This is a genomic window from Flavobacterium sp. GSA192, from assembly GCF_006386525.1.
Lineage (GTDB): Bacteria > Bacteroidota > Bacteroidia > Flavobacteriales > Flavobacteriaceae > Flavobacterium > Flavobacterium commune.
This window is the reverse complement of record NZ_VAHC01000001.1, coordinates 552497-565274: the sequence shown is the minus strand read 5'-3', so window position 1 is coordinate 565274 and position 12778 is coordinate 552497. Positions and strand designations below refer to the sequence as shown.

The following is a 12778-nucleotide window of genomic DNA, read 5'->3' as shown; positions in this document are numbered from 1 at the left end:
ATTTTAAATTAAAAAAGAGCTAACCCTATGAATTCATAAAGCTAACTCTTTTTAGTTATTTTGACCAAATTATTTTTTCAACCAGTTATTTGTAAAACTACAATCTCTGTATTCTCCAATAATTTTAATATACGTCTCTTTAATTTTTTCATCAAACCATTTACCGATAGCCTTGATTTGCTTTTCCTTTAATGCCAAATCTTTAATCTTAACATAATCCTGAGCATAATCTGCGGTATGTTCGTTGATTCGGTTAGTAACAGTCACAATTTTATATTGTTTTTTTCCTGATTTTGTTTCGTCTAAAACCGGTAACGAAATCTCACTATCTTTTAAATTTGAAACTTGCGAATACAATTCAGGATCCATTTTAGTCAATTCAAAACGAGTATCCTGTGTGTTTGGATTAATCAAAACACCACCATTAGCTCTTGTTTCTTTTTGATCCGACATGGTTCTTGCAGCATCTGCAAATGAAATTTCCTTATCTACAATTCGCTTTCTAATCAAACTAATTTTTTCTTTTGCTTCGTCTAATGCTTCTTTGCTAACTGTTGGCGTTAACAATATATGACGCAATTCTAATTCCTGCCCTTTTATCTTCTCCAAATAAATAATATGAAAACCATATTCGGTTTCAAAAGGAGCCGATATTTCACCTTCTTGTAAGCTAAAAGCAACATCTTTAAACTCTTTCACAAAAGGTGTTTTACGGGTCATTTTATAAAAACCACCACTGGATCTGGAACCCGGATCCTGAGAATACAAAACAGCCTTGGTCGCAAAACTGGAGCCTTCCTGAATGTCTTTTTTAAAACCATTCAATCGATCTATCACTTTTTGTTTTTCAACTGCAGTTATTTTAGGCTCAATAATTATTTGTGAAACTTCCATTTCGGCACCAAAAACAGGCAATTCATCTTTTGGCAATTTTTTAAAAAAATTACGAACCTCTTCCGGAGTAATTTCAACTTCATCAACTATCTTTTTTTGCATTTCAGAAGTCAGCTTATTTTCTTTCAAAATATCAAAAAAATAACTTCTAAATTCCTCCTCTGTATCTTTTTTGTAATATTTAATTACTTTCTCCATCGAACCAATTTGCTGCACCATATAACTCAATCGTTCATCCATCATCGATTTTACTTCAGTATCAGTTACCTTCACACTATCCTGAATAGCCTGATGTGCATATAATTTATCTTCCAATAATTTCCCTAACATCTGGCATCTTGGAATATCTTTAACGGAACCACCCTGACTGGTGATTTCCAAAAAAGCCTTATCAATATCCGAATCCAAAATAATATAATCCCCTACATTAGCAATAACTCCGTCTATTTTTTGTCGTTTAGACGTTGTTACTTTTTTCTCTACAACAACGCTATCTTTTATTATTTCCTGAGCATTAACTGTTGTATTCAATAAAAATATTATAAAAAATAAAAGTGATTTTTTAATATTTATGGATTTCATTCTTATGGTTTTTAAAGGCATTTGCTTTGGGAATTTTATTTTTTAGTTGTCATCTGATATTCTATCAATTGATACGAAAACAACATAAAAGCATATTATTTATAATTTGTTATAGTAAAAACGAACAAAAATAACAATTCAATTACATTATACAACTATCCACCTGACTATTAACAAAAAATTATAGTCAAAAAAATAAACCATATCCACAATACCTTTAGTTCAATTATCACCAACCTAATCTCTACGTAAAACTCTTCCAATTAACAGAGAACTTATTTATTTTCAAATCGCATATATAAATAGTACTTTTGCAAACTATTTATACGAAATATGAGCTTTTTAAAAGAAATACAACGCCGAAGAACCTTTGGAATTATCTCGCATCCTGATGCCGGAAAAACAACTCTTACTGAAAAACTACTACTTTTTGGAGGTGCAATCCAGGAAGCAGGTGCGGTAAAAAACAACAAAATTAAAAAAGGAGCTACCAGTGACTTTATGGAAATTGAACGTCAGAGAGGAATCTCGGTATCGACTTCTGTTTTAGCTTTTAACTATAAAGACAAAAAAATCAACATCCTGGATACTCCGGGACACAAGGATTTTGCCGAAGACACTTTTAGAACCTTAACCGCTGTTGACAGTGTTATTGTGGTAATTGACGTAGCAAAAGGAGTCGAGGAACAAACTGAAAAGTTAGTCGCAGTTTGTAGAATGCGTAAAATTCCGATTATTGTTTTCATCAACAAATTAGATCGTGAAGGACATGACGCTTTTGATTTGATGGATGAAGTAGAACAAAAACTGGGACTTACTGTTACTCCGTTGAGTTTTCCTATTGGAATGGGTTATGATTTTCAGGGAATTTACAATCTTTGGGAACAAAACATCAATTTATTTAGTGGAGACAGCCGTAAAAATATCGAAGAAACAATTGCTTTTGAAGATGTTCAAAGTCCTGAATTAGAAAAAATAATTGGACAAAAACCTGCTGATCGTTTACGTGAAGAATTAGAGTTGATTGATGAAGTTTATCCAAAATTCAATCAGCAGGATTATCTGGACGGAAAATTACAACCTGTATTTTTTGGTTCGGCTTTGAACAATTTTGGTGTTAGAGAATTATTAGATTGCTTTGTTGCAATTGCTCCATCACCAAGAGCAAAAGAGTCTGAAACACGTTTAGTTGATCCAAAAGAAGAAAAATTATCAGGATTTGTATTTAAAATCCACGCCAATATGGATCCGAAACACCGAGACCGTTTGGCTTTTATAAAAATTGTTTCAGGAACTTTCGAAAGAAACAAACCGTATTATCACGTACGTCAAAAGAAAAATCTAAAATTTTCTAGTCCAAATGCCTTTTTTGCTGAGAAAAAAGAAATTGTTGACATCTCTTATCCTGGAGATATTGTAGGGCTTCACGATACTGGAAATTTCAAAATTGGCGACACCTTGACAGAAGGTGAAATCATGAATTTTAAAGGAATTCCAAGTTTCTCTCCGGAACATTTTAGATACATCAATAATGCCGATCCTATGAAGGCAAAACAGTTGGATAAAGGGGTTGACCAATTAATGGACGAAGGTGTTGCACAGTTGTTTACTTTAGAAATGAACAACCGAAAAGTGATTGGTACTGTTGGTGCACTTCAATATGAGGTAATTCAATACCGTTTAGAGCATGAGTATGGCGCAAAATGTACTTATGAAAATTTCCCGGTACACAAAGCTTGTTGGGTAAAACCTGATGATGCAAAAAATGAGGAATTCAAAGAATTCAAACGAATCAAACAAAAATTCCTTGCCAAAGACAAATACGATCAACTAGTCTTCCTGGCAGATTCGGATTTCACAATCCAAATGACTCAAAATAAATACCCAAGTGTTAAATTGTTTTTCACCTCTGAATTAGAATAAATTCCATAAAAAAAACGGTCTCATGTAATTGAAACCGTTTTTTTTTATGAATTATATTTTTTTAGGCTTAAGACAATGAATTTTCGTAATTCACTACTTTTTTCAAAAAAGCTTTAATTAACAAACGATTAGGAGCCATTCCTGAAGTAATAATTGATTTTTTAGCATTACATTCCTCAGTCGATAAAGTAGAATTTGGATCTTGTTTTGTCCCCATAAACCACAATGCAAATTCCATATTTGAAGTAGCTCTTGAACTTTCTAATTTCACATTTGTTGATTGTACTTTTTCAGCAAAACCAGTACTAGAAACAGCTTTATCCTGTGCAAAAGCAGAAAAAGAAAACATAAAAAACAAAACAAACACAACTATTAGTTGGGTTAATTTTAAGTTAGCTTTATTTGTTTTTACGTTGTTCATAGTTTTTGTTTCTACAATTATGATTTTATTATGAAACAAATCTATTGCAATAGAAAAACAGTAAAAAACATTTCCGACAAACTACTCTAAAACTCGTTTAGCTACTAAAAAAAGCAATCTCACATTATAAAAGAATAAAAAAAGGCTCTCAATGAAATGAAAGCCTTTGTATTTTATGCTTGTCCCGCTGGACCAAAATTAAGCGGAATGGGTGCGTGTTCGGTTTCTTTGATTTCGCCATGAGCTACTTCAAAACGGTGAATATTTTCACCTATAGCCTTTAACAATCTCTTAGCGTGTTGTGGAGTCAAAACGATTCTTGACTTCACCTTAGCCTTAGGAACACCCGGCATGATACTTACGAAGTCTAAAACAAACTCCGAAGAAGAATGATTGATTATTGCTAAATTAGAATAAATCCCTTCGGCAGTTTTTTCGTCTAATTCAATATTGATTTGTTCTTGTTGATCTTTCATCTTTTTCAATTTTTAAAGTGACAATATAAAAAAAATAGAAAGACTACACGAGGTAATCTTTCTATTTTTAATGTTAAAGTATATTATTTACTAGTAAATATATTCTTCTTTGTTTGCCATCATATCGTTGTAATCCTCTTTAGAACCTACAATAGCGTTATCATACTCTCTCATACCTGTACCAGCAGGGATTCTGTGTCCTACAATAACATTCTCTTTCAATCCTTCCAATAGATCCACTTTACCAGCAACAGCAGCCTCGTTTAATACTTTTGTTGTTTCCTGGAACGAAGCAGCAGAGATAAACGATTTTGTTTGAAGCGAAGCTCTTGTAATACCTTGTAATACCGGAGTTGCAGTTGCAGTAACTACATCACGGGCAACAACAAGATTTTTATCAGTACGTTTCAATAAAGAATTCTCATCTCTCAATTGACGTGGAGTAACGATTTGACCTTCTTTTAAGTTAGAAGAATCTCCTGCATCCTCAACCACTTTCATACCATATAACTTATCATTTTCAACGATAAAATCTTTAGTATGAATCAACTGATCTTCCAAGAACAATGTATCTCCCGGATCCTGAACCTGAACTTTACGCATCATTTGGCGAATTACAACCTCAAAGTGCTTGTCATTGATTTTTACCCCTTGTAAACGGTAAACCTCTTGAATTTCATTTACCAAGTACTGTTGAACAGCAGATGGTCCTTGAATTCTTAAAATATCATCCGGTGTAATTGCACCATCAGATAATGGAGATCCTGCTCTTACGAAGTCATTTTCCTGTACAAGAATTTGACTGGATAATTTCACCAAGTATTTCTTAACTTCTCCAAATTTAGATTCGATGATAATCTCACGGTTACCTCTTTTGATTTTTCCAAAAGAAACTACACCATCAATCTCAGAAACCACAGCTGGGTTAGAAGGATTACGAGCCTCTAAAAGCTCAGTAATTCTAGGTAAACCTCCGGTAATATCTCCTGATTTAGAAGAACGACGTGGGATTTTAACCAATACTTTACCTGCTTTAATTTTCTCTCCATCTTCAACCATCAAGTGAGCTCCAACCGGTAAGTTATAAGAACGAATCAACTCACCATCTTTACCATAAACTAATAAAGTAGGAATTAATTTTTTGTTTCTGGCCTCAGAAATTACTTTTTCCTGGAATCCTGTTTGCTCATCGATTTCAACCATGAACGTTTGTCCTTGCTCTAAATCTTCGTAAGCAATTTTACCGGTAAACTCAGAAACGATAACCCCGTTATATGGATCCCATTTACAAATTACATCACCTTTTCCAATAGACTGACCGTCTTTAACATAAATACTGGAACCGTAAGGAATATTATGTGTATTTAAAACAATACCTGTTTTCTCGTCAATTAATTTCAATTCTGTAGAACGTGAAATAACGATATCCACTTCGTTTCCTTCGTTATCTTCTCCTTTTACTGTTTTCAAGTCTTCTACTTCAAGTCTTCCTGGGAATTTAGCAATAATGCTAGACTCTTCAGAGATACCTCCGGCAACCCCTCCAACGTGGAATGTACGAAGTGTTAACTGTGTACCTGGCTCTCCAATAGACTGAGCAGCAATTACTCCTACTGCCTCACCTCTTTGAGTCATTTTTCCTGTTGCAAGGTTACGTCCGTAACATTTAGCACAAATACCTTTTAAAGCCTCACAAGTTAATGGAGAACGTACTTCTACTTTTTCTAAAGGAGAAGCTTCAATTGCTTTCACAATTGTCTCGGTTATTTGTTGCCCTGAAGCTACTAATACTTCATTAGTAAGAGGATTAATTACATCTTGTAATGCAACACGTCCTAAAATTCTTTCTCCTAATGATTCAACGATTTCTTCATTCTTTTTCAATGCTGAAACTTCAACACCTCTTAATGTTCCACAATCTTCGATGTTAACAATAACGTCTTGAGAAACGTCATGTAACCTACGAGTCAAGTATCCAGCATCCGCCGTTTTAAGAGCCGTATCCGCAAGACCTTTACGAGCACCGTGAGTAGAGATAAAGTACTCAAGAATCGAAAGACCTTCCTTAAAGTTAGAAAGAATCGGGTTTTCAATAATCTCACCACCACCAGCAGTCGATTTTTTAGGCTTAGCCATCAAACCACGCATACCGGTTAACTGACGAATCTGTTCTTTAGATCCACGAGCTCCAGAGTCTAGCATCATATACACCGAGTTGAAACCTTGTTGGTCTTCTCTAATGTTTTTCATTGCTAATTCTGTCAATTGTGCATTCGCAGAAGTCCATACGTCAATAACCTGATTGTAACGCTCGTTATTTGTAATAAGACCCATGTTATAGTTAGCAGAAATTCCTTCTACTTGCTCTCTTGCGTCAGCAATCAATTGTGTTTTTTGCTCAGGAATTCTAATATCACCTAATGAGAATGATAATCCTCCGCGGAATGCGAATTTATACCCCATATCTTTCATGTTGTCCAAGAAGGCAGCCGTTTCAGGTACACTTGTTGAATTTAATACGTGACCGATAATATCTCTAAGGTTTTTCTTAGTCAATACTTCATTGATATATCCAGCTGCAGGAGGAACTACTTCGTTAAATAATACACGTCCGGCAGTTGTTTGGATAATTTGGTAAACCAATTCTCCTTCTTCATTAAAATCTTTTGCTCTAATTCTCACACGAGCATTCAATTCTAATCTTCCTTCGTTTAATGCAATATTTACTTCTTCAGCAGAGTAAAAAGTAAGCCCTTCCCCTAAAATTTTCTTTTCGGGAGTAGACAAACGCTCTTTGGTCATATAATAAAGACCCAAAACCATGTCCTGAGAAGGTACCGTAATAGGAGCACCGTTAGCAGGGTTCAAGATATTGTGAGAAGCTAACATTAATAATTGAGCTTCAAGGATTGCTTCTGGTCCTAATGGCAAGTGAACTGCCATCTGATCCCCGTCAAAATCCGCGTTGAAAGCCGTACATACTAATGGGTGTAATTGGATCGCTTTTCCTTCAATTAATTTTGGTTGGAAAGCTTGAATACCCAATCTGTGTAATGTAGGAGCACGGTTCAGTAATACTGGGTGACCTTTAATTACGTTTTCAAGAATATCCCAAACTACAGGCTCTTTTTTATCTATAATTTTCTTAGCAGATTTAACTGTTTTCACAATTCCTCTTTCTATCAATTTACGGATAACAAAAGGTTTGTATAATTCAGCTGCCATATCTTTTGGCAATCCACATTCGAATAATTTCAATTCAGGTCCAACAACAATTACCGAACGAGCAGAATAATCTACACGTTTTCCAAGTAAGTTTTGACGGAAACGTCCTTGCTTACCTTTTAAGGAATCAGATAATGATTTTAATGGTCTGTTAGATTCTGTTTTAACAGCAGAAGCTTTACGAGTGTTATCAAATAATGAATCTACCGATTCTTGCAACATACGTTTTTCGTTTCTCAAGATCACTTCAGGAGCTTTAATCTCCATTAATCTTTTCAAACGGTTGTTACGGATAATTACACGACGGTATAAGTCATTTAAATCTGAAGTTGCAAAACGACCTCCATCAAGTGGCACAAGTGGACGTAATTCTGGTGGAATAACAGGAACCACTTTCATAATCATCCACTCAGGACGATTTTCTCTGTTCAAGTTAGATTCACGGAAAGATTCAACAACTTGTAATCTTTTTAATGCTTCTGTTTTACGTTGTTTAGACGTTTCGTTATTAGCTGAGTGTCTTAATTGGTAAGACAATTGATCTAAATCAATACGAGCTAATAAATCCATAATACATTCTGCTCCCATTTTGGCAACAAATTTATTAGGATCAAAATCATCTAAATATTGGTTATCCTGAGGAAGTGTATCTAAAATATTCAAATATTCTTCTTCAGTTAAGAAATCTAATCTTTGTAATGACTCTCCTTCTGCATTTTTAGCAATACCAGCCTGGATTACTACGTATCTTTCGTAGTAAATGATCATATCTAATTTCTTAGATGGAAGACCAAGGATATAACCTATTTTATTAGGAAGAGAACGGAAATACCAAATGTGGGCAATAGGCACAACTAAGTTGATGTGACCAACTCTATCTCTACGTACTTTTTTCTCAGTAACTTCAACACCACAACGGTCGCAAATAATTCCTTTGTAACGGATTCTTTTGTATTTACCACAAGCACATTCGAAATCTTTTACAGGTCCGAAGATTCTTTCGCAGAAAAGTCCGTCACGCTCTGGTTTGTGTGTTCTATAGTTGATAGTTTCCGGCTTTAATACTTCACCTCTTGATTCTTTCAAGATTGATTCAGGAGAAGCTAGTCCTATCGAAATTTTGTCAAACCTTTTTACCTGGTTTTTCTCTTTATTATTTCTATTATTCATCATAGTTTTTACTATTGATTTATTTGCAATTAAAAATTGATTTTTGTCAAAGTCGAATTAACAACTCCAACACTACCTCGAATTACTTCTCTAAACTTCAAACGACTATTTTGAAGTGCTAGTTATAAAACCTCTTTGGTTTGTATAAAAAATCGGAACGGTTTACGGGTATAAATCCTAAAAACTTTAAAATGAGTAATCAGCCCCATGAAAATGAGACTGATTAACTCTAAATGTATATTACTCTTCTAATCTAATATCTAATCCAAGACCTTTCAATTCGTGCATTAATACATTGAATGATTCAGGTAATCCTGGTTCTGGCATAGTTTCACCTTTTACGATAGCTTCGTAAGTTTTAGCTCTACCAATTACGTCATCAGATTTAACAGTCAAGATTTCACGAAGTGTACTAGAAGCACCATAAGCCTCAAGTGCCCAAACCTCCATCTCTCCAAAACGCTGACCTCCAAATTGAGCTTTACCTCCAAGTGGTTGTTGAGTAATCAACGAGTATGGACCAATAGAACGTGCGTGCATCTTATCGTCAACCATGTGTCCTAATTTCAACATGTAAATTACACCCACAGTTGCTGCCTGATGGAAACGCTCTCCTGTACCACCATCATAAAGATGCGTATGTCCAAAACGTGGAATTCCAGCTTCGTCAGTCAATTCATTAATTTGGTCAAGAGAAGCACCATCAAAAATAGGAGTAGCATATTTTCTACCTAATTTTTGTCCAGCCCATCCAAGAACAGTCTCATAAATCTGACCGATGTTCATACGTGAAGGTACCCCAAGTGGGTTCAACACGATATCAACTGGTGTTCCGTCTTCAAGGAAAGGCATATCTTCGTGACGAACGATTCTTGCAACAATACCTTTGTTACCGTGACGTCCTGCCATTTTATCCCCTACTTTCAACTTACGTTTCTTAGCGATATAAACCTTAGCTAATTTCAAAATTCCTGATGGCAATTCATCTCCAACAGTAATCGTGAATTTCTCTCTTCTTAAAGCTCCTTGTAAATCATTCAACTTAATTTTATAGTTATGAATCAAATCATTAACTAATTTATTAGTTGCATCATCAGCTACCCATTGACCTTTGCTTAAGTGAGCAAAATCTTCAACTGCGTAAAGCATTTTTTGAGTATATTTTTTACCTTTTGGTAAAACTTCTTCACCCAAATCGTTCATTACACCTTGTGATGTTTTTCCGTTTACGATTAAGAAAAGTTTTTCAATTAATCTATCTTTCAGTTCAGTAAATTTAACTTCAAACTCCATTTCAAGTGCTCCTAAAGCATCTTTGTCCTGAGTACGTTTACGTTTATCTTTTACTGCTCTTGCAAATAATTTTTTATCTAAAACCACACCGTGTAAAGATGGAGACGCTTTTAATGAAGCATCTTTTACATCACCAGCTTTATCCCCGAAGATTGCACGAAGCAATTTCTCTTCCGGAGTTGGATCAGATTCTCCTTTAGGTGTAATTTTTCCGATAAGAATATCACCAGGTTTAACCTCGGCACCAATTCTAATCATACCGTTTTCATCTAAGTCTTTAGTAGCCTCTTCAGAAACGTTAGGAATATCATTCGTTAATTCTTCGTTACCTAATTTAGTATCTCTTACCTCTAATGAGTAATCGTCTACGTGGATTGAAGTAAAGATATCATCACGAACAACTTTCTCAGAAATTACAATCGCATCCTCGAAGTTGTACCCTTTCCATGGCATGAACGCTACTTTTAAGTTTCTACCTAAAGCTAATTCACCATTTTCAGTAGCATATCCTTCTGATAATACTTGACCAGGAACAACTCTATCTCCTTTTCTTACGATAGGTTTCAAGTTGATACTTGTTCCTTGATTGGTCTTTCTGAATTTAATTAAGTTGTATGTCTTTTCATCAGCATCAAAACTTACCATTCTTTCTTCCTCAGAACGATCGTATTTGATAGTAATGATATTAGCATCTACATATTCTACAGTACCATGCCCTTCAGCATTAATCAATACTCTAGAGTCAGAAGCTACTTGACGCTCTAAACCAGTACCTACAATTGGAGCTTCAGGACGTATCAATGGAACGGCCTGACGCATCATGTTAGATCCCATCAACGCACGGTTCGCATCATCATGCTCCAAGAAAGGAATCAAAGATGCAGAAATCGAAGCGATTTGGTTAGGAGCAACGTCAGTATAATGTACTTTAGAAGGATCGATAACCGGGAAATCACCCTCTTCACGCGCAATTACGTTTTCAGCAGTAATTTTTCCAGAATCTTCCATTTCAATGTTGGCTTGCGCAATCAACATTCCTTCTTCTTCTTCAGCACTTAAGTAAGTTGGCTCAGAAACTAAATCAACCACACCATCAGTAACTTTACGGTAAGGAGTCTCAATGAATCCCATTCCGTTTACTTTAGCATAAACTCCAAGAGAAGAAATCAAACCAATGTTTGGTCCCTCTGGTGTTTCAATAGGACATAAACGTCCATAGTGCGTATAGTGAACGTCACGAACCTCAAATCCGGCTCTCTCTCTCGAAAGTCCACCTGGTCCAAGTGCAGATAATCTTCTTTTGTGTGTAATCTCAGCAAGTGGATTGGTTTGATCCATAAATTGAGATAACTGGTTCGTACCAAAGAAAGAGTTGATAACTGATGATAATGTTTTAGCATTAATCAAATCAATTGGTGTAAACACCTCGTTATCTCTAACGTTCATTCTCTCACGAATAGTTCTGGCCATACGTGCTAAACCAACACCGAATTGTTGAGACAATTGCTCACCAACTGTTCTAACACGACGGTTTGATAAGTGGTCAATATCATCGATATCTGCCTTAGCATTAATCAACTCAATTAAATACTTCACGATAGTAATGATATCTTCTTTGGTCAAAACTTGTTTGTCCATAGGAATATCAAGACTTAATTTCTTGTTCATTCTGTAACGACCTACTTCACCTAAGTTGTAACGTTGGTCAGAGAAGAACAATTTATCTATAATACCACGAGCAGTTTCTTCATCAGGCGGTTCTGCGTTACGCAATTGTCTGTAGATATGCTCAACAGCTTCTTTTTCAGAGTTTGTTGGATCTTTTTGTAATGTATTATGAATGATAGCGTAATCAGCCTGATTAGCATCTTCTTTATGCAACAAAATAGATTTAACGTTAGAATCAATGATTTCTTCAACATTATCTTTATCGATAATTGTATCACGATCAAGGATAATCTCATTACGTTCGATAGAAACTACCTCACCAGTATCTTCATCTACGAAATCTTCATGCCATGTATTCAATACACGGGCAGCTAATTTTCTACCGATATATTTTTTAAGTCCTGTTTTAGATACTTTAATTTCTTCAGCTAAGTCAAAAATTTCAAGGATATCCTTATCTCTTTCGAAACCGATAGCACGGAATAAAGTTGTTACAGGTAATTTTTTCTTTCTGTCGATATAAGCGTACATAACGCTGTTGATATCAGTAGAGAATTCTATCCAGGAACCTTTAAAAGGAATTACTCTGGCAGAATATAGTTTTGTTCCATTTGCGTGGAATGATTGTCCGAAGAAAACCCCTGGAGATCTGTGTAATTGAGAAACAACAACACGCTCAGCACCGTTAATAACAAAAGTTCCACTTGGAGTCATGTAAGGAATTGTACCAAGATAAACATCCTGAACAATAGTTTCAAAATCCTCGTGCTCCGGGTCAGTACAATAAAGTTTTAACCTTGCTTTTAAAGGCACACTATGTGTAAGCCCTCTTTCTATACATTCTTGAATAGTATAACGTGGTGGATCAACAAAATAATCCAGGAATTCCAATACAAAGTTATTTCTTGTATCTGTAATTGGAAAGTTTTCCATGAAGGTATTGTATAAACCTTCGTTGCCTCTTTCATCTGATTTAGTTTCTAATTGAAAAAAATCTTGAAAAGATTTAACCTGAACATCCAGAAAATCCGGATACTGAGGTATATTTTTTGTAGAGGCAAAATTCAATCTTTCAGTCTGATTTGTTATCATCAATGGACAAAATTTTGATTTAAAAAAAGTAGTT

Annotated in this window: 6 protein-coding genes; 1 reads left to right on the top strand and 5 read right to left on the bottom strand. The window is 35.0% G+C overall.

The genetic code is table 11. The features are described from left to right. Window positions 1-69: 69 nt before the first annotated feature. Window positions 70-1497: a peptidylprolyl isomerase gene (locus FDM27_RS02405; RefSeq protein WP_140485033.1), complete on the bottom strand. Its 1428-nt coding sequence runs from the start codon at window positions 1495-1497 to the stop codon at window positions 70-72. 312 nt (window positions 1498-1809) lie between these two features. On the opposite strand from FDM27_RS02405, the gene FDM27_RS02400 reads away from it, so the two are divergent. Beyond that, window positions 1810-3399 carry a peptide chain release factor 3 gene (locus FDM27_RS02400; RefSeq protein ID WP_071185154.1) on the top strand — a complete coding sequence of 530 codons (1590 nt, stop codon included), beginning with the start codon at window positions 1810-1812 and terminating at the stop codon, window positions 3397-3399. A gap of 67 nt (window positions 3400-3466) precedes the next feature. Here FDM27_RS02400 and FDM27_RS02395 read toward each other — a convergent pair whose 3' ends face one another. The 4 genes from FDM27_RS02395 to rpoB all read right to left on the bottom strand — a co-directional run bounded on the left by FDM27_RS02395 (window position 3467) and on the right by rpoB (window position 12744). Beyond that, window positions 3467-3820: a hypothetical protein gene (locus FDM27_RS02395; protein WP_140485032.1), complete on the bottom strand. Its 354-nt coding sequence runs from the start codon at window positions 3818-3820 to the stop codon at window positions 3467-3469. A 173-nt stretch (window positions 3821-3993) separates the two neighbouring features. Further along, entirely contained in the window at window positions 3994-4296 is a 303-nt protein-coding gene (locus FDM27_RS02390; protein ID WP_140485031.1) for a DUF3467 domain-containing protein, read from the bottom strand. A 90-nt stretch (window positions 4297-4386) separates the two neighbouring features. Then, entirely contained in the window at window positions 4387-8694 is a 4308-nt protein-coding gene (gene rpoC / locus FDM27_RS02385) for a DNA-directed RNA polymerase subunit beta' (RefSeq protein ID WP_140485030.1), read from the bottom strand. Between the two features lie 237 nt (window positions 8695-8931). Beyond that, window positions 8932-12744, bottom strand: a complete 3813-nt coding sequence (rpoB, locus tag FDM27_RS02380) for a DNA-directed RNA polymerase subunit beta (RefSeq protein WP_128194291.1) — start codon at window positions 12742-12744, stop codon at window positions 8932-8934. Window positions 12745-12778: the final 34 nt, after the last annotated feature.

Excerpts from the sequence above, each read along its gene's own strand:
- FDM27_RS02405 (WP_140485033.1), bottom strand. The coding sequence starts at position 1,497 with ATGCCTTTAAAAACCATAAGAATGAAATCCATAAATATTAAAAAATCA.
- FDM27_RS02390 (WP_140485031.1), bottom strand. The coding sequence starts at position 4,296 with ATGAAAGATCAACAAGAACAAATCAATATTGAATTAGACGAAAAAACT.
- rpoB (WP_128194291.1), bottom strand. The coding sequence starts at position 12,744 with ATGATAACAAATCAGACTGAAAGATTGAATTTTGCCTCTACAAAAAAT.
- FDM27_RS02395 (WP_140485032.1), bottom strand. The coding sequence starts at position 3,820 with ATGAACAACGTAAAAACAAATAAAGCTAACTTAAAATTAACCCAACTA.
- FDM27_RS02400 (WP_071185154.1), top strand. The coding sequence starts at position 1,810 with ATGAGCTTTTTAAAAGAAATACAACGCCGAAGAACCTTTGGAATTATC.
- rpoC (WP_140485030.1), bottom strand. The coding sequence starts at position 8,694 with ATGATGAATAATAGAAATAATAAAGAGAAAAACCAGGTAAAAAGGTTT.